The organism is Arenimonas sp., assembly GCF_041913985.1.
Classification (GTDB): Bacteria; Pseudomonadota; Gammaproteobacteria; order Xanthomonadales; family Xanthomonadaceae; genus Arenimonas.
Genome location: NZ_JAYSEG010000026.1, coordinates 1 through 26,988, shown reverse-complemented (window position 1 = coordinate 26,988; position 26,988 = coordinate 1). Strand labels below are relative to the sequence as shown.

Below are 26,988 nucleotides of genomic sequence, written 5' to 3'. Positions count from 1 at the left end.
TCCTTGCCCCACGTCGATGTAAACCTCGGGAGAGGCCCTGGATGGCCCGATTCAAACGCCTGCTGCGCCGGGCACTGATCCTTTTCGCCGGACTGGCCGTGCTGGGCGTGGCCGCCATCGGCATCCTGTATTGGCTCATCTCCCCCCGCCTGCCGGACGTCCAGGAGTTGCGCAACGTCCAGCTCCAGGTGCCCCTGAGCATCTATTCCCGGGACGGCAAGCTGATCGCCCTGATCGGCGAAACGCGCCGGTTCCCGGTCGAGATCGAGGACGTGCCCGAACGGGTCAAGCAGACCTTCATCGCCATCGAGGATGCCCGCTTCTACGAGCACCCGGGCGTCGACTGGCGCGGCATCGGCCGCGCCGTCTGGCTGCTGGCCACCACCAGCGACCGCCGCGTCCCGGGTGGCAGCACCATCACCCAGCAGGTGGCCCGGCAGTTCTTCCTGAGCGCCGAATACTCCTACACCCGCAAGATCACCGAGATCTTCCTGGCGCTGAAGATGGAGCGCGAGCTCGGCAAGGACGAGATCCTGGAGCTCTACCTCAACAAGAGCTTCTTCGGTAACCGCGCCTACGGCGTGGCCGCGGCCGCCGAGTATTACTACGGCAAGTCGCTCGACCAGCTGACCCTGGCCGAGGCCGCCACCCTGGCCTCGATCCCCAAGTTTCCCTCCAGCGGCAACCCCATCATCAACCCCGAGCGCGCGCTGATCCGGCGCAACTACGTGCTCCAGCGCATGCGCGAGGAAGGGATGATCAGCGAGGCGGAGGAGCGCGCGGCCCAGGCCGAGCCCATGAACGCCAGCCCGCACGAGCCCAAGGTGGAGGTCGAGGCGCCCTACGTGGCCGAGATGGTGCGCGCCGAAATGGAGCAGCGCTACGGCGCCGACGCCACCACCAGCGGCCTGCGCGTCTACACGACGCTCGACGCCGAGGACCAGACGGCGGCCGTGCGCTCGCTGCAGGCGGGCCTGCTCGAGTACGACCGGCGCCACGGCTACCGCGGCCCGGAAGCCCACCTTGACCTGCCGGCCGACGAACCCGTGGACGCCCTGCGCAAGCGCCTGCGGCCCCATCCCACGGTCGGCAGCCTGTCGGCCGTGCTGGTCACCGGCGTGGCCGACGGCAAGGCCCAGGTGCTCACGGCGGCCGGCACGGCGCTGGAACTGGACGCCGAAGCCACCCGCTGGACCGGCAAGGCCCCCGCCCAGCTGTTCAAGCGCGGCGACGTGGTGCGCCTGGCGCTCGATGCCGAAACCGGCAAGCTGCGCCTGGCCCAGGTGCCGCTCGCACAGGCCGCCCTGGTGTCGCTGCAACCGGAAGACGGCGCAGTGCGCGCCCTGGTCGGTGGCTTCAGCTTCGGCCTGAACAAGTTCAACCGCGCCACCCAGGCGCAGCGCCTGCCGGGCTCGAGCTTCAAGCCCTTCGTGTACGCCGCGGCCTTCGAGCGTGGCTTCTCGCCGGCCAGCATCGTGCTCGACGCGCCGGTGGTCTTCCGCGACCGCGCCGGCAACGTATGGCGGCCGCAGAACGACGCCGGCAACTTCGCCGGCCCGATGCGCCTGCGCGAGGCCATGGTGCAGTCGCGCAACCTGGTGTCGGTGCGCCTGCTCGACGCCATCGGCGTGGACTTCGCCAGCCGCTACATCACCCAGTTCGGCTTCAGCCAGGAAAGCCTGCCGCCGAACCTGTCGATGTCGCTGGGCACGTCCTCGCTGACGCCGATTTCCATCGCCCGCGGCTACACGGTGTTCGCCAATGGCGGTTACCTGGTGGACCCCTGGTTCATCGAAAGGGTGCTCGACCGCAACGGCGAGGTGCTGAGCGAGGCCAAGCCGCTGCACGCCTGCCGCCGCTGCCCGGGCCGGGGCACGCCCGGCGCGCCGGGCGGCCAGCGCGACCCGGCGGTGGTGGACGGCTTCGACTTCGGCCCCTCGCAGGCCGCGGCGCCGGCGCCGGAAGCGGCCGGGGCCGAGGCGCCCGCCGCGGAGGTCGCGGCGGTACCCGAGGGCGAACTGGCGCCGCGCGCCATCGACGAACGCACGGCGTTCCTGGTGCACTCGCTGATGCGCGACGTCGTGCGCCGCGGCACCGGCCGCGCGGCCACCGTGCTGGGCCGCGACGACCTGGGCGGCAAGACCGGCTCCACCAACGACCACCGAGACGCCTGGTTCTCCGGCTTCGGCGGCGACCTGGTGACCACGGTCTGGGTCGGCAAGGACGACTTCTCCAGCCTCGGCCGCGGCGAATACGGCGGCAAGGCCGCGCTGCCCATCTGGATCGGCTACATGCGCACGGCCCTCAAGGACGTGCCCGTGGTCGAGCCCGAAGTGCCGGCCGGCGTGGTCACCGCCTGGGTCGACGGCAGCTCCGGCCGCCTGGTGCCGGAAGGCAGCCCGGGCGCGGTCCGCGACTACTTCAAGAGCGAAGACTACGACCGGATCAGCGCCTCCGGCTTCGACCTCGACCCGGTGCTGAGCAATGAAGAGGCGTTCGACATCTTCTGAGCCCGCGGGCGCCCGCCAGCGGCGCCTCCGGGTCGCCGCCGAGGCGGCCCGGCTGCTGGCCGAGCAAGGCGGCGACCCGGCGGTCGCCCGCCGCAAGGCGGCCGAACGGCTCGGCTTCCGCGACCCCGCCTCGCTGCCCAGCGGCGACGAAATCCGCGAAGCCCTCGCGGCGCACCGCCGCCTGTTCGCACCCCCCGGCGACGATGGCCGCCTGCGCCGCCAGCGCGAAGCCGCGCTGGCGGCGATGGACTTCTTCGCGGAATTTTCGCCGCGCCTGGCCGGGGCGGTGCTCGACGGCAGCGCCGACGACCGCAGCGCGATCGAGCTGCACCTGCACGCCGACGACCCCGACGCCGTGGCGCGCAAGCTGATCGAACGCGGCATCCCCGCGGTGCAGCGGTCGCGCCGGCTGCGCCTCGAACGCGGCCCGGCACGGGAGTGCGCGGCCTGGCATTTCGAAGCCGACGGCCTGCCCTTCGAACTGGTGGTGCTGCCGCGCCTGGCCGAGCGCCAGGGGCCGCTGGATGCACTCGACGACGCGCCCATGGCCCGCGCCAACCGGGGCGCGCTGGCGCGCCTGCTGGCGGGCTGAGCCCCGAAACGCGAACGCCCCGCGCAAGGCGGGGCGTCCGGTCAGGCGTTGGAGCCGCGCCTCAGCGCTTGTCCATGCCCACGTAGTCGCGCGCGGCCGAACCCGTGTAGATCTGGCGCGGACGGCCGATCTTGGCTTCCGGGTCGGTCTGCTGCTCGAGCCAGTGCGACACCCAGCCGGCGGTGCGGGCGATGGCGAACATCACCGTGAACATTTCGGTCGGGATGCCCAGCGCCTTGTAGATGATGCCCGAGTAGAAGTCGACGTTCGGGTAGAGCTTGCGCTGCACGAAGTACTCGTCCTTCAGCGCGGCCTCTTCCAGGCGCATCGCCACTTCCAGCATCGGGTCGTCCACGCCGAGCTCGCTGAGCACCTTGTGGCACATCTCGCGGATGATGGTCGCGCGCGGGTCGAAGTTCTTGTACACGCGGTGGCCGAAGCCCATCAGGCGGAAGCCCGAGTTCTTGTCCTTGGCGCGGTCGACGGCCTTGGAGACGTCCTCCGGGCGGCCGATCTCGGCCAGCATCTTGAGCACGGCCTCGTTGGCGCCGCCGTGCGCCGGGCCCCAGAGCGCGGCCACGCCGGCGGCGACGCAGGCGTAGGGATTGGCGCCGGTGGAGCCGACCAGGCGCACCGTGGAGGTGGAGGCGTTCTGCTCGTGGTCGGCGTGCAGGATGAACAGCAGGTCGAGCGCCTTGGCTGCCACCGGCTTGAGCTGCAGCGGCTCGCTCGGCACCTCGAACATCATGTGCAGGAAGCGCTCGACGTACTCGAGGTTGTTGCGCGGGTAGCGCACCGGCCAGCCGATCGAATAGCGATAGCAGGCGGCGGCGATGGTGGGCACCTTCGCCAGCAGGCGGATGGCCGCCATGCGGCGCTGCTCGGGATCCTCGAGGTCGAGGTCGTCGTGGTAGAACGCCGCCAGCGAGCCGATCATGCCGCAGAGCATGGCCATCGGGTGCGCGTCGTGGCGGAAGCCGCCCAGGAAGCCCTTGAAGGCCTCGTGCATCATCGTGTGGTGGGTGACTTCGTGCTCGAACTTGGCAAACTGCTCGGTGTTCGGCAGCTGGCCGTTCATCAGCAGGTAGCTGACCTCGAGGAAGTTCGAGTGCTTGGCGAGCTGTTCGATCGGGTAGCCGCGGTACAGCAGCACGCCCTCGTCGCCGTCGATGTAGGTCACCGCGCTGCGGCAGCTGGCGGTCGCCACGAAGCCGGGGTCGTAGGTGAACAGGCCCGTTTCCTTGGGCAGGCGGGTGATGTCGACGCAGGGGGCGCCGAGCGTGCCCTGGTGGACGGGAAGCTCGACGTTCTTGCCGGCGGCGTTGAGCACGACGCTCTTGTTGTCGGACACGGGCTGACTCCTTTCAGGGATGTGCGGGCCGCATCCGGGAAGGTTCTGGCGCGGCGCTCGCAACGCATTGCGGAAGATGCCGCCCGGGGGGCGTGCACCATTCGCGGAAGTATCGCATAGGCCCCGCCGCGAAGTCAGTGATGCAAGTCAGTACTTTGGTACGGTTCCCGGAACGCAAAAGGCCACCCGAGGGGGTGGCCTTCCTTGCGAACCGCGTGCCCGGGCGGGCCGGGCCGGCGCTTACTTGGCGTAGCGCTTGCGGAAGCGGTCGACGCGGCCGCCCGTGTCCATCACCTTCTGCTTGCCGGTGTAGAACGGGTGCGAGGCCGAGCTGATGTCGATCTTGATCAGCGGGTATTCATTGCCGTCTTCCCACTTGACCGTTTCCTTGCTGGAAAGGGTCGAACGGGTGAGGAACGCGAAGTCGGAGGACAGGTCCTGGAAGACGACTGCCTTGTAGTTCGGGTGGATGTCGGCCTTCATGGCTGGAGTTCCGCCGTGGATTCGTGGGAAAGACCGGAATTATAGGCAGGAAACGGTCGTCGCCGCAAGCCCGCCCCCGCCCTGCCGCTCAGGCCCCCAGGGCCGCGCGGATCCGGGCCTCGAACCGGGCCTGGTCGTAATCGAGCAGGATCCGGGCGTTTTCCGGCCGACCGGTGCGGCGCTGCCAGTCCACCAGGGTGGCGCCGCGGCTCAGGCGCCCCTCCAGTTCGACCGCCAGGTAGCGCTCTTCGGCCCGCATCACGCCGCCGGGCTCCAGGGCCACGGCCATGGCCAGGGCGTCGGCGCTGTGGAAATGGGCGCCACGCCGGCCCTCGGACCACCCGCGGGTGTAGCGCGAGATGGCGTCGTAGAAGCGGGCCCGGCCGTCGCCGGCCGCCAGCCAGCTGTCGAAGTCCCGGTGCAGGAAGCCGTGCCGGACCACCGCCTCCCAGTCCACCACCTCGGCCCGGGGGAAGGCGCGGAACACCACGTCGGCGGCCTCCGGGTCGAAGGCGATGTTGAACTCGGCCGGGATCGAAGTGTTGCCCTGCCCCGTCACCGCGCCACCCATCACCACCAGCCGGCCCACGCGGGAGGGAAGCTCCGGGTCCAGCCGCAGGGCCAGCGCCAGGTTGGTCAGCGGCCCGAGGGTGACCAGCAGCAGCTTGCCGGCGTTCTCGCGCGCGATGCGAAGGATGGCCAGCGCCGCGTGCTCGTTCTGGGCGCGGGCGGCGGCGGGCTCGTAGCCGGTGTCGCCGAAGCCGTCGTTGCCGTGCACGTAGGCGGCGTCTTCCGCCGGGTGCACCAGCGGCACGGGGCAGCCGGCGTACACCGGCACGTCCACGCCGGCCACTTCGCAAAGCTTGAGCGCATTGGCCACCGTGTGGCGCAGGCCCACATTGCCGGCGGCGATGGTCAGGCCCAGCAACTCGTGGCGGGTGTCGGCGAAGGCCATCAGCAGGGCCAGCGCGTCGTCCACGCCCGGGTCGGTGTCTATCAGCAGCGGGATGCGTTCGTCCATCGGCCGATTATGGCCGAATCGCGCTTCGCCGCGCTCAGGCACCAGCGAAGCGCGCCGCGCCGCCCACCCAGCGCGCGACCACGCGCTCGGCCAGCGCCGGCGCCTCGGCCAGCAGCGCGTCGGCGGCGCGGTGCACTTCGGGCAGCAGGTCGGCGTCGCGCACCAGGTCGGCGACGCGGAAGCTGGCCAGGCCGGTCTGGCGCGTGCCCAGCAATTCGCCCGGGCCGCGCAGCTCCAGGTCCTTCTCGGCGATCAGGAACCCGTCGGTGCTGGCGCGCATCACTTCCAGCCGCTCGCGCGCCAGCGCCGACAGCGGCGGCTTGTACATCAGCACGCAGCTCGACGCCGCGGCTCCACGGCCCACGCGCCCGCGCAGCTGGTGCAGCTGCGCCAGGCCCAGGCGCTCGGCGTTCTCGATGATCATCAGGCTGGCGTTGGGCACGTCCACGCCCACTTCGATCACGGTGGTCGCGACCAGCAGGTTGAGCTCGCCGGCCTTGAAGCGCGCCATCACCGCCTGCTTCTCGGCCGGCTTCATGCGCCCGTGCAGCAGGCCGAGGCGAAGCTCGGGCAAGGCGGCGCCGAGCTGCTCGTAGGTGCTCTGCGCGGCCTGCCCTTCGACTTCCTCGCTTTCCTCGATGAGCGTGCAGACCCAGTAGGCCTGCCGCCCCTCGGCGCAGGCGGCGCGGATGCGTTCCACCACTTCCGCGCGGCGCTCGCCGCTGACCGCCACGGTCGTCACCGGGGTGCGACCGGGCGGCATTTCGTCGATCACCGACACATCGAGGTCGGCGTAGGCCGACATGGCCAGCGTGCGCGGGATCGGCGTGGCCGTCATCACCAGCTGGTGCGGCACCTGGCTGCCCGAGAGGCCCTTGTCGCGCAGCGCCAGGCGCTGGTGCACGCCGAATCGGTGCTGTTCGTCCACGATGGCCAGCGCCAGGCTGGCGAAGGCCACGCCCTCCTGCATCAGCGCGTGCGTGCCCACCACGACCTGTGCCTGCCCGGAGGCGATCTCGGCCAGCGCCGCGGCGCGCGCCTTGCCGGTGACCTTGCCGGCCAGCCAGGCCACGCGCAGGCCCAGCGGCTCGAGCCAGGCGCGGAAATTCGAAAGGTGCTGCTCGGCCAGCAGCTCGGTGGGCGCCATCAGCGCCACCTGCCGGCCGGCTTCCACCGCATTGGCCGCGGCCAGCGCTGCGACCACGGTCTTGCCGCTGCCCACGTCGCCCTGCACCAGCCGCAGCATGGGCTCGGGGCGGGCCATGTCGCGCGCGACCTCCTCCAGCACGCGCTGCTGCGCGCCGGTGAGCGCAAACGCCAGGCGCTTGCGCAGGGCCGTGGCCAGCTTGCCCTTGGGCCGCACCGGCATGGCGCCGTGCGCGCGCAGGGCGATGCGCTGGCGGCGCAGGCTGAGGTGGTGGGCCAGCAGTTCCTCCAGCGCCAGCCGGCGTTGCGCCGGGTGGCGGCCGGCCGAGAACAGCGCCAGGTCGGCGTCGGGCGGCGGGCGGTGCGCGGTCAGCAGCGCCTCGCGCAGGGTCGGCAGGCCCAGGCGGTCGCGCAGGCCGGCCGGCAGCAGTTCCAGCTCATCCGCCGGCGGCAGCCGCCTGAGCGCCTCGCCCACCAGCTTCGCCACCGAAGCCGGACCCAGACCCTCGACCGCCGGGTAGACGGGGTCGAGGCGATCACGCGGCGTGGCGTCGGCATCGTCGGCGAGCAGGCGGTAGCTGGGGTGCACCATTTCCAGGCCATGCTGGCCCGGACGCGCCTCGCCGTAGCAAACCAGGCGCCGCCCCGGCACGAACTGCGCCACCTGCGCCTTGCCGAAGTGGAAGAAGCGCAGCACCAGCGTGCCGCGGGATTCGTCGCCCACCGCCACCCGCAGCAGGGGCCGGTAGCGGAAGCTGCGTTCGACCGCCACCACGCGCGCCTCGACCTGGGCCGGCTGCCCGGGCACCAGGTCGGCGATGGCGGTGATTCGGGTGCGGTCCTCGTAGCGCAACGGCAGGTGCAGCCAGAGGTCCTGCACGGTTTCCAGCCCGCGCGCGGCGAGCTTTTCGGCCACCTTCGGGCCCACGCCCGGCAGCGTGCCCACGCGGGCTTCGCCGCCCGCGGCCAGGGCCGGCGTGGCGGCGCCGGCGCCGCGACGGCGCGGCGGCCCGGCCATCGCTCAGCCGGTGACCAGCACGGCGTCGACCTCGACGCGCGCGCCGCGCGGTAGCCCCGAGACCGCGATGGTGGAACGCGCCGGGTACGGCGCCTGGAAATAGTCGGCCATCACGGCGTTGACCTGGGCGAAGTCGGACATGTCGATCAGGTAGATGCCGACGCGCGCGACATCATCCAGCGAGGCGCCGGCGGCCTCGCACACGGCCTTGAGGTTCTCGAACACGCGCCGCGCCTCGGTGGCGATGTCGGCCTGCACCAGTTCGCCGGTGGCCGGGTCGAGCGGGATCTGGCCCGAGAGGTAAACGGTGCCGCCGGCGCGCACGGCCTGCGAATACGGGCCGATGGCGGCGGGGGCGTTCGGGGTGCTGATGGGCTGGCGGGGCATGGCGGATCTCGGCGTTCGGCGTGGACGGCCATTGTAGGAGCGGCACGCGACCGCCCGCCAGCCGCGATCAGACGCGCTGCACCCCGTGCACCACGCCCAGGCGGCGGATGCGCCGGATGACGTCGGCCAAGTGCTTGCGGTGGCGCACCTCGATCGAGAACTCCATCACCGACACCGTCAGGTCGCGCTCGCGGTATTCCACCGCGTCGATGTTGGAATTGCTCTCGGCCACCGCCGCCGCCACCTGGGCCAGCACGCCGGGCTTGTTCTCCACCTCGATGCGCAGCATGACGCGGTAGTCGCCCTCGACGTTGCGGTCCCAGGCCATGGGCACGCAGCGCTCGGGGAACTTGCGGTACTCGGCCACGTTCGGGCAGTCGGCGCGGTGCACCACCACGCCCTTGCCGGCGCTGAGGTAACCCATGATCTCGTCGCCGGGGATCGGGTGGCAGCAGGCGGCGAAGCTGAGCACGCCGCGCTCGCTGCCGCTGATCATGATGCGCTCGGTGGGCACCGGCGGCAGCGGCGCCGAGGGCAGCGGCAGCTCGTCCTGGCCGTGCACCATGATGCGCGCCACCTGCGCCGGCATGCGGTTGCCCAGGGCGATGTCGGCCAGCAGTTCTTCCAGGCGGCGGTAGCGCAGGTCGGCCAGCAGCTGGTCGATGCGGCCGGCGGGAATGCGGTCGAGCGAGCTTTCCATGGCCTCGAGCGCGCGGTCGAGCATGCGGTGCCCCAGGTCCACGGCGTCCTCGTGCTCCAGGCGCTTGAGGAAGTGGCGGATGGCGGTGCGCGCCTTGCTCGACACCACGTACTCGAGCCATTGCGGGCCCGGCGAGGCCGAGGGCGCGGTGATGATCTCCACGCTCTGGCCACTGGCAAGCTTGGTGCGCAGCGGCACCAGCTTCTTGTCCACGCGCGCGGCGACGGCGTGGTTGCCCACGTCGGTGTGCACGGCATAGGCGAAATCGAGCGTGGTGGCGTTGCGCGGCAGCGCCATGATGTCGCCCTTGGGCGTGAACAGGTAGACCTCGTCCGGGAACAGGTCGACCTTCACGTTCTCCAGGAATTCGAGCGAGGAGCCGGCCGCCTGCTGGGTGTCCATCAGGTTGCGGATCCAGTCCTGGGCGCGCGCCTGCGCGGCGGAGCTGCCCGCGCCAGCGCTCTTGTACAGCCAGTGCGCGGCCACGCCGCGTTCGGCCACCAGGTCCATTTCCTCGGTGCGGATCTGCACTTCCACCGGCGCGCCATACGGGCCGAACAGCACGGTGTGCAGGCTCTGGTAGCCGTTGGCCTTGGGGATGGCGATGAAGTCGCGGAAGCGTGCGTCGAGCGGCTTGTACACCGAATGCACGGCGCCGAGCGCGTGGTAGCACTGCATCACGCCCGGCACCACGATGCGGAAGCCGAACACGTCGAGCACCTGGTCCAGGCTTTTGTTCTCCTGGCGCATCTTGGTGTAGATGCTCCACGGCGACTTCACCCGGCTCACCAGCGTGTGCGGCAGGGCCTCCTGCGCCAGCCGCTGGGCCAGCTGCGCCTCGACCGTGGCCAGGGCCTCGCGCCGCATCACTGGCTGCGAGGCGATGCGCCGCGAGATGACCGCGTGGCGCCTCGGGTAGAGCGCGCGGAAGCCAAGGTCCTGCAGCTCGGCCTTGATCTTGTTCATGCCCAGGCGCTGGGCGATGGGCGCGTAGATCTCGAGCGTCTCGCGGGCGATGCGGCGGCGCGACTCCGCGGCCATCGAATCGAGCGTGCGCATGTTGTGCAGGCGGTCGGCCAGCTTGATCAGGATGACGCGCAGGTCGCGCGCCATCGCAAGCATCATCTTGCGGAAGCTTTCGGCGGCGGCTTCCTGGCGGTCGCGGAAGTGCAGCTTGTCGAGCTTGGTGACGCCGTCCACCAGCTCGGCCACGGTCGGGCTGAACTCGCGCTCGATCTCGCTGCGCGGCAGCGGCGTGTCCTCGAGCGCGTCGTGCAGGATGGCGGCGCAGAGCGTCTCGGCGTCCAGGCGCAGTTCGGCCAGGATGCCGGCGACGGCGATCGGGTGGGTGATGTAGGGCTCGCCGCTCTTGCGCAGCTGGCCCTCGTGGGCGCGGGCGCCGACCTCGTAGGCGCGGCGGACGCGCTGGACCTGGTCCGCCGGCAGGTAGTCGCCGAGCTTGCGCTCGAGCAGGGCCACGGCGTCCGGACAGGGGTCCGGGCAGGGCGATTCCGCCAGTCGTGGCTTGGAGAAGGAAGACATGCCCGCAGCCTACGCGGCCGCGGGAAACCCATCAATGCCGGGGGGCGTTACAGGTCGTCGCCGCCCTTGGAAAGGTCGTCATCCACGACCTCGGCGGCGGCCCACTCCAGGGCCTCGCGCTCGGCGCGCTCGCGCTCGGCCTTCTCGACCTCGTCGATCATGGCCTGGTCAACCTTGCGGGCCGCGATCTCGCGCAGTGCCAGCACGGTGGGCTTGTCCTGGTTCTCGCTGTTGTCCAGGGCCGGGTCCACGCCCTTGGCCAGCTGGCGGGCGCGCTTGGACGCCATCAGGACCAGCTCGAAGCGGTTGTCCACGACGGACAGGCAGTCTTCCACGGTGATGCGGGCCATGGGATCTCCTCGACCGCGGCTGCCCGGCCAGGGCATCCACGGAAAATCAATGGGTTACGCGAACCGCGCATTGTACGCCCGGGGCTGGGCCCACGCAAATCCGGCCCGGCTTCAGGCCAGCAGGTCGCGGATCAGCCCGGCGTGGCGCGCCGCCTGGGCGGCCCGGCGCAGGCGGTGGGCCACGAAGATGGCCCGGAGTTCGGCCGCGGCGGCGTCGAAGTGCTCGTTGACGATGACGTAGTCGAACTCGTCGTAGTGCGACATCTCCTCCCGGGCCGCCGCCAGGCGCCGGGCGATGGTTTCCTCGCTGTCCTGGCCGCGGTTGCGCATGCGGGTCTCGAGCGCGTCCTTGGACGGCGGCAGGATGAACACGCTCACCGCGTCGGGCATCTTCTCCCGCACCTGGCGGGCGCCCTGCCAGTCGATCTCCAGCAGCACGTCCTTGCCGGCCGCCAGCTGCGGCTCCACCGACTGCCGGGCCGTGCCCTTGTAGTCGCCGTGCACCAGGGCGTGTTCGAAGAAATCGCCCGCCGCGACCATGCGCTCGAACTCCTCGCGGGAGACGAAATGGTAGTGCTGGGCGTGGCGCTCGCCCGGCCGGGGGCCGCGCGAGGTGAAGGAGATGGACAGGGCGATGCCCGGCTCGCGCGCCAGCACGGCGTTGACCAGGCTCGACTTGCCCGCGCCCGAGGGCGCGGCGACGATGAACAGGGTGCCGCGCGGAGTGGTGTTCATTCGAGGTTCTGCACCTGTTCGCGGAGCTGTTCGATCAGCACCTTCAGCTCGACCGCGGCCTGGGTGGTGCGGCTGTCCACCGACTTCGAACCCAGGGTGTTGGCCTCGCGGTTGAATTCCTGCATCAGGAAGTCGAGCCGGCGGCCCACCGCTTCCGGCAGCGACAGCACGCGCCGGGCTTCGGCGACGTGGCTGGCGAGGCGGTCGAGCTCCTCGTCCACGTCGATCTTCTGCAGGTTCAGCACCACTTCCTGCTCCAGCCGGCCGGGCTCGAGCGGCAGCTTGAGGTCGGCCAGCTTCGCGTCCAGCTTGGCGCGCAGGGCGGCGCGGATCTCGGGCAGCCATTCGCGCACCTGCACGGTGATGCGCTCGATGCCGTCGATGCGCTCGCGCATCACCGCGGCCAGCTTGGCGCCCTCGCGCTCGCGCGCGGCGACGAACTCGGCCAGCGTGGCGTCGAGCAGGGCCAGGGCCTCGGCCTGCAGGCCGGCCTGGTCCAGCGCCTCCTCCTCGACCACGCCGGGGTAGCGCAGCAGCTCGGTGAAGTCGGTGCGCAGGCCCGGGAAGCGCATGTCGGCGGCCTGGGCGGCCTCGGCCAGCTGTTCGAGCAGCGGCTGGTTCAGTCGCAGCTCGGCGCGGGCGCCGGCGGCCGGACGGAAGCGCAGCACCAGGTCGATCTTGCCGCGCGACACCTTCGCCGCCACGCGCTCGCGCAGCGCCGGCTCGATCGCCCGCAGCTCCTCGGGGGCGCGGATGCCCAGCTCGTGGAAGCGGTGGTTCACGGCGCGCAGCTCGCAGGCCAGCTGGCCGCCGGTGGCGGCGCGCTCGCAGGCGGCGAAGGCGGTCATGCTGCGGATCATGGGCGGGCCCGGTGGCTGGGAGCCCGAATGGTAATCTAGCCGGCCGAAGATTGCCGGACCCACCCGATGACCAGCTCCAACCGCCCCAGCGGCCGCGCCCACGACGAACTGCGCGAGGTCCGCATCGAGCGCCACTACACCAAGCACGCCGAAGGCTCGGTACTGGTCAGCTTCGGCGACACCCGGGTGCTGTGCACCGCCAGCATCGACAACAAGGCGCCGGGTTTCCTGCGCGGCAAGGGCGAAGGCTGGGTGACGGCCGAATACGGCATGCTCCCGCGCGCCACCAACACCCGCAACGACCGCGAGGCCTCGCGCGGCAAGCAGGGCGGCCGCACCCTGGAAATCCAGCGCCTGGTGGGCCGTTCGCTGCGCGCCTGCGTGGACCGCAAGGCCCTGGGCGAACGCACCATCACGCTCGACTGCGACGTGCTGCAGGCCGACGGCGGCACCCGCTGCGCCGCCATCACCGGCGCCTACGTGGCGCTGTGCGACGCGGTGTCCTGGCTCAGGGCGCGCGGCGAAATCACCCGCGACCCCATCCTCGGCGCCGTCGCCGCGGTCTCGGTCGGCATCTGGCAGGGCACGCCCGTGCTCGACCTCGACTACCGCGAGGACAGCGGCTGCGACACCGACATGAACGTGGTGATGAACGACGGCGGCGGCTTCATCGAACTCCAGGGCACGGCCGAGGGCCACGCCTTCCGCCGGGAGGAGCTCGACGCCCTGCTCGAACTCGCCGGCAAGGGCGTCAACGAACTGATCGCCCTCCAGCGCGCCGCGCTCGCCGGCTGACCGGCACCGGCGTCATGCGCAAGCTCGTCCTGGCCACCTCGAACAAGGGCAAGCTCGCCGAGTTGCAGCCGCTGCTGGCGGACGCCGGCTATGAACTGGTGACCCAGGGCGAACTGGGCGTGGCCGACGCGGTCGAGGACGGCCGCACCTTCGTCGAAAACGCCATCCTCAAGGCCCGCCACGCCAGCGCCGCCACCGGCCTGCCGGCGCTGGCCGACGATTCCGGCCTGGTGGTGGACGCGCTCGGCGGCGCCCCCGGCCTGCTCAGCGCGCGCTACGCCGGCGTGCATGGTGATTCGGCCGCCAACATCGCCAAGCTGCTCAAGGCCCTGCACGACGTGCCGGGCGAAGCCCGCAGCGCCCACTTCTACTGCGTGCTGGTGCTGCTGCGCCACGCCGACGACCCGCAGCCGGTCATCGCCGAAGGCAGCTGGCCCGGCCGCATCCTGGGCGCGCCGCGCGGCAGCGGCGGCTTCGGCTACGACCCGGTGTTCCTGGACACCGTGCTGGGCGTGTCCGCCGCCGAGCTCGACGCCGATACCAAGAACCGCATCAGCCACCGCGGCCAGGCCCTGGACCGCCTGCGCGAACGCCTCGCCGGGCGCTGAGGCCATGCTCATCCCGCCGCCGCTCTCGCTCTACGTCCACATCCCGTGGTGCGTGAAGAAGTGCCCGTACTGCGACTTCAACTCGCACGGCCAGAGCGGCGAACTGCCGGTGCGCGAATACATCGCCGCGCTCGTGCGCGACCTCGAGCAGGACCTGCCGCTGGCCTGGGGCCGCACGGTGCACAGCGTGTTCTTCGGCGGCGGCACGCCCAGCCTGTTCCCGCCGGAGGCCATCGGCGACATCCTGGCCGCGTGCAGCGCGCGCCTGCGCTTCGCCCCGTCCGCCGAGATCACCATGGAGTGCAACCCCGGCACGGCCGAGTTCGGCCGCTTCGAGGGCTACCGCGCGGCCGGCGTGAACCGCGTCAGCTTCGGCATCCAGAGCTTCGACGACGGCTGCCTGCAGCGCCTGGGCCGCATCCACGACAGCGCGGAGGCCGAGCGCGCGGTGAAGCTGGCCCAGGACGCCGGCCTGGACAACCTCAACCTCGACCTGATGTACGCCCTGCCCGGCCAAACCCTGGCCATGGCCCTGCACGACGTCGAGCGCGCCATCGCGCTGCAGCCGGCGCACCTGTCGCACTACCAGCTGACGATGGAGCCCAACACCGCCTTCGCCGCCCGCCCGCCCGAGGGCCTGCCCGACGAGGACACCGCCTGGGACATCCAGGAGCGCTGCATCGAGGCCATGGCCGCCGCCGGCTACGCCCAGTACGAGGTCAGCGCCTACGCGCGGCCCGGCCGGCAGTGCGCGCACAACCTCAACTACTGGCGCTTCGGCGACTACCTGGGCATCGGCGCCGGCGCCCACGGCAAGATCAGCCTGGGCGCCACCGGCGAAGTGCGCCGGCGCTGGAAGGTGAAGAACCCGCGCGACTACCTGGCCCACGCCGGCACGCCCCGCGGCATCGGCGGCGACGACCCGATCGCGCCGGAAAACCTGCCCTTCGACTACATGCTCAACGCCCTGCGCCTGGTCGAGGGCTTCGACCTGGCCGACTTCGAGTCGCGCACCGGCCTGCCGCGCGACGCCATCGCCGGCGAGCTGGCCACGGCGCGCGAACGCGGCTGGCTCGAAGCCGACGGCGCGCACTGGCGCCCCACCGAACTGGGTCGCCGCTTCACCAACGACGTGATCGGCCTGTTCCTGCGCGACTGAGCCGGCGGGCCGTGACGGGCGACCCCGTCTTGACCTAGACTTCACGCGCCCCTGGTGCTCGGGAAGCCGGTTCGAATCCGGCGCTGCCCCCGCAACGGTAAGCCAGCAAACCCTTCCAGCAAGCCACTGTGCCCCCGGGCATGGGAAGGCGGAAGGCCGGCGCGACGCCCGTCGCGCCACTGGCAAGCCCGGAGACCGGCCGGGGGCTGGCCGTCCGGTGCATGCCGGCCGCCATCACGGCACGTCGCGGAGGGCGGCGGGGCAGCGCCATGGCCCCGTTCCGCCAGGCGTCGTCCCCTGTTCCCCGCGTCGGGCTCCACGACCCGCGGGTGAGCGCTCCAGGAGACCACGTCATGACCCCCGTCCTTCGAACCACTGCGCTGTGCGCAGCGATCCACCTTTCCCTGTCCGCGGCCGCCCTGGCCCGGGACCCCACCACCCTGGACACGCTCCAGGTGACCGCCAGCCGCGTCGAGAAGCCGGTGGCCGAGGCCCTGGCCTCGGTCACGGTGCTCACGCGCGCCGACATCGAGGCCAGCCAGGCCCCGGACCTGATCGACCTGCTGGGCCGCCAGGCCGGCGTCGACATCGCCCGCACCGGCGGCCCGGGCGGCGCCAGCACCGTGTTCCTGCGCGGCGGCAACGCGCCGCACACCCTGGTGCTGGTGGACGGCATCCGCGTCAGTTCGACCGGCCAGGGCGTGTTCGACTTCGCGCACCTGCCGCTGGAGCAGATCGAGCGCATCGAGATCGTGCGCGGGCCGCGCGCGGCGCTCTGGGGCTCGGACGCCATCGCCGGCGTCATCCACGTGTTCACGCGCGACCCGGGCGCGCCCTCGGCGCGCCTGCACGCGGGCAGCTACGGCCGGGTCGGCGCCAGCGCCGGCACCGGCGTGGGCGATGCCAGCCACGGCTTCGGCGTGACCGCCGGCTACCAGCGCCTGCACGGCTTCTCGGCCACCAACCCGCTGGCCACCTTCTCCTTCGACCCCGACGACGACGGCTACCGCAACCGCAACCTGAGCCTGCGCGGCCGCACCACGCTGGGCAGCCAGCGCCTGGCCTTCAGCGCCGTGGCCACCGACGCCGACGTCGAGTTCGACCGCGGCACCACCCACGCCCGCAACAGCTCGGCCGGCGCCACGCTGGGCGGCGAACTGGGCGGGCGCTGGACCCACCAGCTCACGCTCGGCCACGCCCGCGAGGACCTCGACACCACCAGCAGCTACAGCAACGCCTTCCGCAGCCGGCGCACCAGCCTGGACTGGGTGAACAGCCTGCGCGTGGGCGCCCACGGCACGCTCAACCTGGGCGTGAACTGGCAGGAGGAGCAGGGCATCTCGTCCAACGTCTTCGACGGCCAGACCTTCGACCGCACCCGCCGCAGCCACGCCGCCTTCGCCGGCTACGGCCTGCGCCACGGGGCGAACCTGTTCGACGTTTCGCTGCGCCACGACGACAGCAACCAGTTCGGCGCCGCCCGCACCGCCAGCGCGGCCTGGGGCCGGGACCTGGGCGAACGCGCCCGGGTGCGGCTGTCCTGGGGCGAGGGCTTCCGCGCGCCGAACTTCAACGAGCTGTATTACCCGGACACGGGCTACGGCTTCGCCGGCAACCCCGACCTGAGGCCGGAGCGCTCGGAAACCTGGGAGGCCGGGCTCGAGTTCACGCCGGCCGCCGGCCACCAGCTCGGCCTGTCGGCCTACCGCTCGCGGGTGCAGGACCTGGTGGCGTTCGCGGCGCCGGGCACCAACAACGCCATCAACATCAACCGCGCGCGGCTCGAGGGCGTGGAGCTGGACTACCGCTACCGCGGCGCGGCCTGGACCTTCGGCGGCAACGTGGCCTGGCTCGACACCGAGGACGCGGCCACCGGCCTGCCGCTGCTGCGCCGGGCCCGCGACAAGGCCCATGCCGACCTCGGCTACCGCTTCGCCAATGGCCTGGAACTGGGGCTGGACGGTGATTACGCCTCGGCCCGCCGCGACGTCGGCGGCAACCCGGGCGCCTATGCCATCGCCCACCTGCGGCTGGCCTGGCCGCTTTCGCCGGCCTGGCGACTGGAAGCACGGGTGGAAAACCTCGGCGACCGCGACTACGCGCTGGTGCAGGGCTTCAACACGCCGGGGCGCAGCGGCGTCGTGAGCGTGGTCTGGAACGGCAAACACTGAACCGCCCGGCCACCCGCCCCGCCGGCGCGGGCGGGTGGCCGGCCCTAGGCGCGGCGGCCCCGCTGTGCCTAGAATCCGGCTGGGGAATCACACGGAGAGCCGGATGTCCGCATCCGCCACACCTCCGCACTCGCCGGCGCCCACGCTGGCGTCGCGGCCGCTGCCCGAACGGGTGCGGACCTTGCTGGGCGGCATCCTGGAGTATGCGTCCGACGAGATCGAACGCACGCTCGTGGGCATGCTCAATGAATTCGAGCAGCAGCTGTTCAAGTACGCCGAGCAGGCCCGCAGCAACATCGTGCAGACGCGCTGGCTCGAGGCGCAGCGCGTGGTCAAGCGCACCCGCCCCGACCTGGTGCCGCGTTTCCTTATCGGCCTCGAGGCCGAGCTGGCCTGCATCAAGGACCCGCCCGGCGCGAAGTCGCTGATCGGCGGCTTCCGCCTCAACCGCGACGAACTCACCCTGGTCGACAACCTCGACCTCGACGAAACCACGGTGCTCACCGAGGTCGCCGGCCGCATCGAAGTGCGCAACAGCCTGCCGCTGTACCTGCTGGGCCAGCGCTTCGGCGTGCTCGCGGGCAAGCCGGCCTTCGACGCCGAAAACCTGCCGGTGGGCCCGCAGGCCCTGTGCCGCATGCTGCGCGCCGCCGCCGAATGCCTGGAGCTCAACGGCGAACACCGCGCCCTGCTCTACCGCACCTTCGAGCGGCACCTGGCGCCGCTCTACGGCAGCTTCATCGAATCGATCAACACCTACCTCTCGCGCAACGGCGTGCTGCCCAACCTGCACTACGTGCCGGTGCGGGCGCGGCCGGCGGCCACCGCCACGCCCGCGGCCAAGCCGCGCACGGACGGTGCGGAAGGCGGCGGCGCCGGGCCGGGCGGCGGCGGTACCGGTGGCCCCGGCGGCGGTCCGGGCGGTCCGGGCGGCACGGCGGGCGGCACGGCAGCGCCGGGCGCCGCGACCGGCCCGGGCGGCGGTTCCGCAGGCGGCGGCGGGTACGCGGCCGCGGGCGGCGAGGACAGCTTCCAGCAGATGCGCCACCTGCTCGCCGGGCGTCGCCAGCTGCTGGGCAAGCTGGTCGGCGGCCAGCCACGCACCACCCCGGGCAACGCGGTGCAGGTGGAGCCGGCGCTGGTGCAGAACGCGCTGGGCGAGCTGCAGCACAAGCCGGTCGGCACGGTGATGGTCAACGGCAAGCCGGCCGCGCGCACCATCAACCACCTCAAGCAGGACCTGCTGGCGCAGCTGCGCCAAGCCACGCCGGACGGCAAGCCGCCGGCGCTGCCGGAGGAAGACAGCGACGCCATCGACCTGGTCGGCATGCTGTTCGACCACCTGATGAAGGACGTGCGGCCCAACAGCCCCGCGTCCAACCTGCTCACCAAGCTGCAGGTGCCGCTGCTGCGCGTGGCGCTGCAGGACAAGGGCTTCTTCACCCGCCAGCAGCACCCGGCGCGGCAGATGCTCAACGCCATCGCCGAAACCGGCGCCTACTGGCTGGGCGAGGACGACGCCGACCAGCAGCTGGTGGGCAAGATGCAGTCGGTCGTCGACCGCACCGTGCGCGAATTCGACGGCGACCTGGGCATCTTCAGCAACCTGCTCGAAGACCTCAGCTCGCACCTGCAGACCGTGTCGCGCAAGGCCGAGGTGGCGGAAAAGCGCCACGTCGAGGCCGCGCGCGGCAAGGAGCGGCTGGCCATGGCCCGCGAGCGCGCCTCGAGCGTGGTCGAGGGCATGCTCAGGAAGCAGAACCTGCCGCGCTTCACCCACACCCTGCTCAGCCAGGCCTGGACCGACGTGATGGCGCTCACCGCGCTGCGCCAGGGCGAGGATTCCGACGCCTGGAAGCAGCAGCTCGAGATCGCCGAGCGCCTGGTAGGCGTGGCCAAGGCCGGGCCCGGCGCGGCCGGCATCCCGGCCAGCGAGGCCAACGCCCTGCAGCAGGACATCCAGTCCTCGCTCACCCAAGTCGGCTACCACGCCGAGGAAGCGGCGGCCATCGCCCAGCGCCTGGTCGACCCGCAGGGCGGCGGCGCCGACGACGATTCCGCCGCCAGCCGCACCGAGCTCACCATGCGCCTCAAGGCCCGCGCCCGCCTGGGCGAGGACCTGCAGCAAGCGAAGAAGAAGAAGGTCGTGCTCACGCCCGAGGAACAGGCGCGGCTCGACCAGATCAAGCACCTGCCCTTCGGCACCTGGTTCGAGTTCACGCTCAACCAGCAGGGCGAGAAGGTGCGCCGTCGCCTGTCCTGGTTCTCCACCGTCACCGGCCACGTGCTGTTCGTCAACCACCGCGGCCAGAAGATCGGCGAGCACACGCTCGAAGGCCTGGCCAAGGCCATGGCCCAGGGCCAGGTGAAGGTGGTCGAGGAAGAGAAGGGCACGCTGATCGACCGCGCCTGGAGCACGGTGATGAACGCCCTGCGTTCCTTCGCCGGCCAGTCGCCCAGCCCCGGCGAGGCCCCCGCCCGATGAACACCGAATACCGCCGCGCCAAGCGCCGCAAGGTTGGCTACAACATCGAGGTGCTCGACACCATGACCGGCCAGGTCATCGGCAAGCTGAGCAACCTTTCCGAAACCGGCATGCTGCTCATCCTGGGCCAGCCGCTCACCAGCGACGCGCTGTACCAGCTGCGCTTCTCCCTGCCCGACGACACCGGCAACACGCGCATGGTCGAAGTCGGCGCGCACGAGCTGTGGTCCGACGAGGCCGCCGCGCCCGGCCAGGTCTGGACCGGCTTCCGCTTCATCGACGTGGCGCCCGAAGACGTGGCCTTCATCCGCGGGTGGGTGGATGCGCCGGGCAGCCAGTACGTCTGAACCCCGCCGCGCCGCGCTGGCGCTGGCCACCGCGCTGCTGCTGGCGGGCTGCGGCGCGCCGCCGGAGCGGGTGGAGCAACTGCACGTGTTCGGCTCGATCACCGAGGTGCGCCTGCGCAGCGCCGACCCCGGCGAGGCCCAGGCCGCCCTGGCCGAGGTGTCCGCGCAGCTGAACCAGCGCCACCGCGAATGGCACGCCTGGAAACCCTCCGACGTCACCCGCATCAACGCCGCGTTCGCCGCCGGCCAGGCGGTGGAGGCCCCGGATTCGGTGATCGCGCTGGTCGAGCGCGCCAAGCCGCTGTCGGAAGCCACCGAAGGCCTGTTCGACCCGGCCGTCGGCGGCCTGGTGGCGGCCTGGGGTTTCCACACCTCCACCTTCCCCATCCAGACGCCGCCGCCCCGCGCCGACGAACTGCGCGCCTGGCGCGACCAGCGCCCGCGCATCACCGGCGTGCGCGTGGACGGCCACCGCCTGTCCACCGACAACCCGCGCACCCAGCTCGACTTCGGCGCCATGGCCGAAGGCGTGGCCAGCGAAATGGTGCTGGCCACGCTGCGCCGCCACGGCGTCACCGACGCGCTGGTGAACATGGGCGGCGACGTCACCGCCCTGGTGGGTGACGGCGGCCGCCCCTGGCGGGTGGAACTGCGCGACCCGTTCGGCGGGCTGCTTGGCGGCGTCGAGCTTCGCGACGGCGAAGCACTCTTCAGCACCGGCAACTACAACAAGTTCCGCCAGTCGCAGGCCGGCGCGCGCCTGGGCCACATCCTCGACCCGCGCACGGCGCAGCCCGCGCGCGGCGCGGCCTCGGTGGTGGTGCTGCACCCGGACCCGGTGCTGGCCGACGTGGCCGCCTCGGCGCTGTTCGTGGCCGGCCCCTCGGGCTTCGAACGACTGGCGCGCCGCCTGCGCCTGGGCTGCGCGATGATGCTCACCGACGAGAACGAGCTGATGGTGACCACCGCCATGGCGGCCCGCGCCACCCTGCTGCGCGACCCGGTGCCGCTGGGCCCGCCGCTCGACCTGGGCGAAGACTGTTCCGGCCGCTGATCAGGCCTTGGGCGGGTCCCGGAAGCACAGCGCGGCTTCCGGCCGGTGGATGGCGAAACCCTGGGCGTAGTCCACGCTGAGCCCGCGCAGCAGGTCGCGCGCGCGCTCGTCGGCCACCCATTCGCCGATCACCTGCAGGCCCAGCTGGTGGCCGATGTCGGTCACGGCGCGCACGATCGAATAGCTCACCGGGTCGGTTTCGATGTGGCGGATGAAGCTGCCGTCGATCTTGATGAAGTCCACCGGCAGGTTCTTCAGGTAGCCGAACGAGGCCATGCCCGAGCCGAAGTCGTCGAGCGAGAACTTGCAGCCGGCGGCGCGCAGGCGCTGCATGAACTCCACCGCCCGCGCCATGTTGCTCACCGCCGCGGTTTCGGTGATCTCGAAGCAGATGCGCTGCGGCGACACGCCGTGCGCCTCGAGCGCCTGCAGCACGAAGTCGGCGAAGGCGTTGTCCTCGAAGGTGGGGCCCGAGAGGTTGATCGCGCAGAGCTTGATCGCCTTGCCGGAAGGATGCAGGCGGTTGAAGTTGGCCAGCGTGGTTTCCACCACCCAGCGGTCGAGCTGCGGCATCAGGCCGAAGCGCTCGGCCGCCGGGATGAAGGCGCCGGGCGGCACCAGCGCGCCGTTCTCGTCGCGCAGGCGCACCAGCATCTCCACGTGCACGCCTTCGGTGCGCTCGCCGTGCCAGAGCGGCGCCAGTTCCTGGAAGTGCAGCAGGAAGCGCCCGTCGGCCAGGGCCTGGCGGATGCGCCCGGCCCATTCCATTTCGCTGCGGCGCTGGGCGGTGGCGGAATCGTCCTCGGAGAACAGGTGCACGCGGTTGCGGCCGCGCTCCTTGGCCATGTAGCAGGCGGTGTCGGCGTGCGCCAGCAGCGTGCGCTGGCTCAGGCCCGGCCCCTTCATCATCACCACGCCGATGCTGGCGCTGATGGTGTAGTTGCGCTGCTCCCAGCCGAACACGTAGCCGTCGATCTCCAGCCGCAGGCGCTCGGCCAGGGCCATGGCGCGGGCCTCGTCGCTGTTCTCGAGCAGGATGGCGAACTCGTCGCCGCCCAGGCGCCCCACCACCGCCTCTTCCGGCAGCAGGCCGGCCAGCAGCGAGGCCAGCTGGGCCAGCAGCTGGTCGCCGGCGTAGTGGCCGGAGGTGTCGTTGATCAGCTTGAACTGGTCCAGGTCCATGTACAGCAGCGCCCAGGCCGGGCCGCCGGCGTCGAGCGCGGCGATGGCCGCGTCGATGCGGCGCTCGAACTCGCGGCGGTTGTAAAGGCTGGTGAGCGAATCGTGGCTGGCCTGGTAGCTCAGCTCCTCGCTCAGCACGCGCAGCTCGGTGATGTCGTTGGCCACCGCCAGCAGGTGCGGCTGCTCGCCGAGCGCGATGCTCGACACCGACAGCGTCGCCCAGAACGAGGCCTGGTTCGGGCCGTGCAGGCGCGCCGATTCGTTGATGATGCCGTCCGGCGAACCGGCCAGGCTGGCCACGCGGGCGCGCAGCGTGGGCTCCTCGATCAGGTCGGCCAGTTTCGTGCCGGCCAGGTCGTCGCCGATGCCGAAGCGGTCGCGGCAGGCCTGGTTGGCGTAGACGAGCACGTTGTCGTCGGCGCGGGCCAGCATCACCAGCGCCGGCAGCAGTTCGTTGAGCGCGCGGAAGCGCTCCTCGCTCTGGCGGAACTGCGCCGCCATGTCGCCGGCCAGCGCCAGCGCGCGGGCCCGGGTGCCGGCGATGGACCAGGCCAGCGTGGCCAGCAGCAGGCTGGCCAGCACGCCGATGCCGAAGGTGAGCGCGGGCAGCCAGGCCGACGGGTCGGACACCGGCCGCGGCTGCGCCTCGATGCGCCAGGTGCGGCCGCCATACGCCAGCTCCTGCACGTAGGTCGCCACCGCCGCGTTCGCCTGGGCGGAGGCCGGTTCGCCCTCCTCGTCCACGAACAGCAGGGTGCGGGCGCCGTCGGTGACGTCCAGCACCTCCACCGAGAAGCGCTCGCGCGTTTCCGCCGGCAATGCGTCGGAAATGAGCCGGCTGACGCGGAACGAAGCTGCCAGCGACCCCACTTCGCGCGAGCGCCGCTCGTTGAGGTCGCGCGGCGGCGGACCGCTGCTGTACACCGGCAGGCGGATGGTCACGCCGTCGCTGGGGCCGGGCATGCCGGCGCGCTGGATCAGCTGGAAGGGCGCCGACATCACCGGCCGGTCGGCGTCGCGGGCATAACGCGCGGCGGCCAGGTTGGCCGGCTGGCTGGCGATGTCCAGGCCGATCAGCATGTCGTTGCCGGCGCGCGGCGCGGCCAGGGTGGTGATGTAGTGCTCGCGGCCGTCCGGGGCGGCGTCGGGCGCCGGCCGGTCCGTGCGCAGGGCGAACGCCATGGCCTGCAGGCTGGGGAACTGCTCCCGCGGGCGCAGGTTGGCGTAGATGGCCTCGAATTCGGCCGGCGTCACTTCGTCGGACGACAGGAACAGCGCCTGCACCGAGCGCACCAGCAGGCCGCAGGTCTGCAGCTGGGCTTCCACCGCCTCGAAGCTGCGCTCGGCCAGGCGGTCTAGCCGGACCCGGTCGGCGCGTGAAAGCGCGTCGTGGTGCATGGCCGCCGCCAGTACGCTCAGGGCCAGGCCCACCAGCAGGGCGCCGAGGCTCCACAGCCAGGCGGGCTGGCCCAGGAATCCCCCGTCTTTGCGCTGCTTGAGCAATCGCCTCTCCTGCGCCCCTGCCGCCGTTTGCGGCAGAATCCGGGTTTCGACCCCGCGAACGGAAGCCCCCATGACCTCCACCAATGCCGTCCATCTATATCGTGCGCACCTGTCCACAATCAAGGCGCGCGCGGACCAGGCGCTGGCGAAGGCCGGCTTCGACCACCTGGTGGTCGCGTCGGGCGTGGAGAAGTACGAATTCCTCGACGACCGGCCCTACCCGTTCAAGCCCAACGCGCAGTTCAAGGCCTGGCTGCCGCTGACCCGGCACCCGCACTGCTGGATCGCCTACACCCCGGGCCGCAAGCCGGTGCTGGCCTACTACCAGCCCGACGACTACTGGCACGTGCCGCCGGCCGCACCCGAAGGCGCCTGGGTGGACGAATTCGACATCCGCGTCATCTCCGACCCGGCCGAAGCCGCCCGGCACCTGCCGGCCAGCGGCCGCGTCGCCATCCTCGGCGAAGCCGACGCCGCCCTGCCCGGCTTCGAGCCCAACAATCCCAAGGTCGTGCTCGACTACCTGCACTACCACCGCGCCTACAAAACCGCCTACGAACTCGACCGCATGCGCGCCGCCCAGCGCCGCGCCGTGCCCGGCCACCTCGCCGCGCGCCAGGCCTTCCTCGACGGCGCCTCGGAAGCGCAGGTGCACGCCGCCTACCTGGCCGCCGCCGGCCACACCGACCTGGACCTGCCCTACACCAACATCGTCTGCCTCAACCAGAACGGCGCCACCCTGCACTACCAGTTCAAGGAACTGCAGGCGCCCGCCGAATCGCGCTCGCTGCTCATCGACGCCGGCGCCGAGGTCGACGGCTACGCCTCCGACATCACCCGCACCTGGGCCCGCCACGACGGCGCCTTCGCCGAACTGGTGGCCGCGGTGGAAGCCGAGCAGCAGACCCTGTGCCACGGCGTGCGCGTCGGCACCGACTACCGCGACCTGCACCTGGAATGCCACCTGCGCCTGGGCGGCGTGCTGCGCAACCTCGGCATCGTCGACATGGACCCGGGCGACATGCTCGCCAGCGGCGTCACCTCCACTTTCTTCCCGCACGGCCTGGGCCACCCCATCGGCCTGCAGGTGCACGACGTGGCCGGCTTCAGCGACGAGGACGGCCAGCTCATCCCGCGCCCGGACGGCCACCCCTACCTGCGCATGACCCGCACCCTGGCCCCCGGCATGGTCGTCACCATCGAACCCGGCCTGTACTTCATCCCCACCCTGCTCTCCAAGCTCAAGGCCACGCCGCAGGCGAAGGCCGTGGACTGGGGCAAGGTCGAGGCCCTGCTGCCCTTCGGCGGCGTGCGCATCGAGGACGAAGTCCACTGCACCGAATCCGAACCCGAAAACCTCACCCGCGACGCCTTCGCCGCACTGGCCTGAGGCCCCCGCACATCGCGGCCAAGCCGCTGATTTGCTAGGATTTCACGCATCCCTTCCCCGATCCGCCCGGCCCCGCGCCGGGCCAAGAGCCGCCGTCCCCATGGAAAAGAGCTTCGAGCCGCAGACCTTCGAAACCAAGTGGTACGCCCATTGGGAGGCCAGCGGCTGCTTCCGGCCCACCGGCAAGGGCCAGCCCTACACCATCATGCTGCCGCCGCCGAACGTCACCGGCACCCTGCACATGGGCCACGCGTTCCAGCACACCCTGATGGACGCGCTGGTGCGCTACCACCGCATGAAGGGCTACGACACCCTCTGGCAGGTCGGCACCGACCACGCCGGCATCGCCACCGAGATGGTGGTGTCGCGCAACCTCGCGCTCGAGGGCAAGGGCGAAACCCGCGATTCCCTCGGCCGCGACAAGTTCATCGAAAAGGTGTGGGAGTGGAAGCAGCACTCCGGCGACACCATCACCCGGCAGATGCGCCGCATGGGCGCCTCCGGCGACTGGAGCCGGGAAACCTTCACCATGGACGAAGGCCCCAGCCAGGCCGTCGTCGAAACCTTCGTGCGCCTGTACGAGGAAGGCCTGATCTACCGCGGCCAGCGCCTGGTCAACTGGGACCCGGTGCTCAAGACCGCCATCTCCGACCTCGAGGTCGTGAGCGAAGAGGAAGACGGCAAGCTCTGGTCCATCTCCTACCCGCTGGCCGACGGCAGCGGCGCGCTGGTGGTCGCCACCACCCGCCCCGAAACCATGCTGGGCGACACCGCCGTGATGGTGCACCCCGAGGACGAGCGCTACACCCACCTCGTCGGCAAGAGGGTCCGCCTGCCGCTCAGCGAGCGCGAGATCCCCATCATCGCCGACGACTACGTCGACCGTGAGTTCGGCACCGGCGTGGTGAAGGTGACCCCGGCGCACGATTTCAACGACTACGCCGTGGGCCAGCGCCACGAGCTGCCGCTCATCAACATCCTTACCCCCGAGGCCGCCATCAACGGCAACGCCCCGGAAAAGTACCGCGGCCTCGACCGCTACGCCGCGCGCAAGGCCGTGCTGGCCGACCTCGAGGCCCTGGGCCTGCTGGTCGAGGAGAAGAAGCATAAGCTGCAGGTGCCGCGCGGCGACCGCACCGGCCAGGTGATCGAGCCCTACCTCACCGACCAGTGGTTCGTGCGCATGGAAAAGCTGGCCGAGCGCGGGCTTGAGCTGGTGGAGAACGGCTCGGTGCGCTTCGTGCCCGAGAACTGGATCAACACCTACCGGCACTGGATGGGCAACATCCAGGACTGGTGCATCAGCCGCCAGCTCTGGTGGGGCCACCGCATCCCGGCCTGGTACGACGCCGCCGGCAAGGCCTACGTCGGCCGCAGCGAGGAAGAAGTGCGCGCCGCCCACGGCCTGGCCGCCGACGTCGCGCTCAGCCGCGACAGCGACGTGCTGGAAACCTGGTTCTCCTCGGCGCTGTGGTCGCACAGCACGCTCGGCTGGCCCGACCCGCAGGCCATGGGCGAGCGCGGTTTCCACCACCGCCTGCCCACCTCGGTGCTGGTCACCGGCTTCGACATCATCTTCTTCTGGGTCGCCCGGATGAT

The 26,988-nt window shown here is 71.5% G+C and carries 21 protein-coding genes and 1 riboswitch; of the genes, 11 read left to right on the top strand and 10 right to left on the bottom strand.

The features are described from left to right. Window positions 1-41: 41 nt before the first annotated feature. Window positions 42-2,510, top strand: coding sequence for a penicillin-binding protein 1A (locus ACE3Q2_RS09750; protein WP_231696789.1), 2,469 nt, complete (start codon window positions 42-44; stop codon window positions 2,508-2,510). After that, window positions 2,485-3,102 carry a hypothetical protein gene (locus ACE3Q2_RS09745; protein ID WP_231696790.1) on the top strand — a complete coding sequence of 206 codons (618 nt, stop codon included), beginning with the start codon at window positions 2,485-2,487 and terminating at the stop codon, window positions 3,100-3,102. Before ACE3Q2_RS09750 ends, ACE3Q2_RS09745 begins: the two co-directional genes overlap by 26 nt. Window positions 3,103-3,163: 61 nt before the next feature. Here the strand turns inward: ACE3Q2_RS09745 and ACE3Q2_RS09740 are convergent, their stop codons facing one another. From ACE3Q2_RS09740 to ACE3Q2_RS09700, 9 genes are all read right to left on the bottom strand, one after another. Then, entirely contained in the window at window positions 3,164-4,453 is a 1,290-nt protein-coding gene (locus tag ACE3Q2_RS09740; protein WP_231696791.1) for a citrate synthase, read from the bottom strand. A 240-nt stretch (window positions 4,454-4,693) separates the two neighbouring features. Continuing rightward, window positions 4,694-4,936: a type B 50S ribosomal protein L31 gene (locus tag ACE3Q2_RS09735; RefSeq protein WP_043800663.1), complete on the bottom strand. Its 243-nt coding sequence runs from the start codon at window positions 4,934-4,936 to the stop codon at window positions 4,694-4,696. 88 nt (window positions 4,937-5,024) lie between these two features. After that, a complete protein-coding gene (locus ACE3Q2_RS09730; RefSeq protein WP_231696792.1) occupies window positions 5,025-5,957 on the bottom strand; it encodes a nucleoside hydrolase in 933 nt (310 codons plus the stop codon). A gap of 34 nt (window positions 5,958-5,991) precedes the next feature. Continuing rightward, window positions 5,992-8,121: an ATP-dependent DNA helicase RecG gene (recG, locus tag ACE3Q2_RS09725; RefSeq protein WP_231696793.1), complete on the bottom strand. Its 2,130-nt coding sequence runs from the start codon at window positions 8,119-8,121 to the stop codon at window positions 5,992-5,994. A gap of 3 nt (window positions 8,122-8,124) precedes the next feature. Then, entirely contained in the window at window positions 8,125-8,508 is a 384-nt protein-coding gene (locus ACE3Q2_RS09720) for a RidA family protein (RefSeq protein ID WP_231696794.1), read from the bottom strand. Window positions 8,509-8,575: 67 nt separating this feature from the next. Then, window positions 8,576-10,750 (bottom strand): bifunctional (p)ppGpp synthetase/guanosine-3',5'-bis(diphosphate) 3'-pyrophosphohydrolase, encoded by a 2,175-nt coding sequence (locus ACE3Q2_RS09715; protein ID WP_231696795.1) that lies wholly within the window; start codon window positions 10,748-10,750, stop codon window positions 8,576-8,578. A gap of 47 nt (window positions 10,751-10,797) precedes the next feature. Next, window positions 10,798-11,100 carry a DNA-directed RNA polymerase subunit omega gene (gene rpoZ, locus ACE3Q2_RS09710; RefSeq protein WP_374473875.1) on the bottom strand — a complete coding sequence of 101 codons (303 nt, stop codon included), beginning with the start codon at window positions 11,098-11,100 and terminating at the stop codon, window positions 10,798-10,800. A gap of 111 nt (window positions 11,101-11,211) precedes the next feature. Then, window positions 11,212-11,835 (bottom strand): guanylate kinase, encoded by a 624-nt coding sequence (gene gmk, locus ACE3Q2_RS09705; protein WP_231696796.1) that lies wholly within the window; start codon window positions 11,833-11,835, stop codon window positions 11,212-11,214. Beyond that, a complete protein-coding gene (locus tag ACE3Q2_RS09700) occupies window positions 11,832-12,695 on the bottom strand; it encodes a YicC/YloC family endoribonuclease (RefSeq protein ID WP_374473874.1) in 864 nt (287 codons plus the stop codon). Before ACE3Q2_RS09700 ends, gmk begins: the two co-directional genes overlap by 4 nt. A gap of 66 nt (window positions 12,696-12,761) precedes the next feature. Between ACE3Q2_RS09700 and rph the strand changes: the two genes are divergently transcribed. From rph to ACE3Q2_RS09665, 7 genes are all read left to right on the top strand, one after another. Then, a complete protein-coding gene (gene rph / locus ACE3Q2_RS09695; protein ID WP_231696798.1) occupies window positions 12,762-13,490 on the top strand; it encodes a ribonuclease PH in 729 nt (242 codons plus the stop codon). A gap of 14 nt (window positions 13,491-13,504) precedes the next feature. Continuing rightward, complete coding sequence (rdgB, locus tag ACE3Q2_RS09690) at window positions 13,505-14,098, top strand: RdgB/HAM1 family non-canonical purine NTP pyrophosphatase (RefSeq protein WP_231696799.1); 594 nt, start codon at window positions 13,505-13,507, stop codon at window positions 14,096-14,098. Between the two features lie 4 nt (window positions 14,099-14,102). Beyond that, a complete protein-coding gene (hemW, locus tag ACE3Q2_RS09685) occupies window positions 14,103-15,257 on the top strand; it encodes a radical SAM family heme chaperone HemW (RefSeq protein WP_231696800.1) in 1,155 nt (384 codons plus the stop codon). A 35-nt stretch (window positions 15,258-15,292) separates the two neighbouring features. After that, window positions 15,293-15,476, top strand: a riboswitch (cobalamin riboswitch). A 134-nt stretch (window positions 15,477-15,610) separates the two neighbouring features. After that, window positions 15,611-17,428: a TonB-dependent receptor domain-containing protein gene (locus ACE3Q2_RS09680; protein ID WP_374473873.1), complete on the top strand. Its 1,818-nt coding sequence runs from the start codon at window positions 15,611-15,613 to the stop codon at window positions 17,426-17,428. 103 nt (window positions 17,429-17,531) lie between these two features. Then, window positions 17,532-19,913, top strand: coding sequence for a DUF1631 domain-containing protein (locus ACE3Q2_RS09675; protein WP_374473872.1), 2,382 nt, complete (start codon window positions 17,532-17,534; stop codon window positions 19,911-19,913). Continuing rightward, complete coding sequence (locus ACE3Q2_RS09670) at window positions 19,910-20,260, top strand: PilZ domain-containing protein (RefSeq protein WP_231696355.1); 351 nt, start codon at window positions 19,910-19,912, stop codon at window positions 20,258-20,260. Before ACE3Q2_RS09675 ends, ACE3Q2_RS09670 begins: the two co-directional genes overlap by 4 nt. Continuing rightward, a complete protein-coding gene (locus ACE3Q2_RS09665) occupies window positions 20,235-21,314 on the top strand; it encodes an FAD:protein FMN transferase (protein WP_231696356.1) in 1,080 nt (359 codons plus the stop codon). The genes ACE3Q2_RS09670 and ACE3Q2_RS09665 overlap by 26 nt, the downstream gene beginning before the upstream one ends. On the opposite strand, the gene ACE3Q2_RS09660 is transcribed toward ACE3Q2_RS09665, so the two are convergent. Further along, a complete protein-coding gene (locus ACE3Q2_RS09660) occupies window positions 21,315-23,999 on the bottom strand; it encodes an EAL domain-containing protein (RefSeq protein ID WP_231696357.1) in 2,685 nt (894 codons plus the stop codon). A gap of 70 nt (window positions 24,000-24,069) precedes the next feature. Here ACE3Q2_RS09660 and pepQ point away from each other — a divergent pair, with 70 nt between their 5' ends. Together pepQ and ACE3Q2_RS09650 are read left to right on the top strand one after the other, a co-directional pair. Then, complete coding sequence (gene pepQ / locus ACE3Q2_RS09655; protein WP_374473871.1) at window positions 24,070-25,389, top strand: Xaa-Pro dipeptidase; 1,320 nt, start codon at window positions 24,070-24,072, stop codon at window positions 25,387-25,389. 100 nt (window positions 25,390-25,489) lie between these two features. Further along, window positions 25,490-26,988: valine--tRNA ligase (locus ACE3Q2_RS09650; protein WP_374473870.1), on the top strand; the 1,499-nt coding region annotated here is incomplete at its 3' end.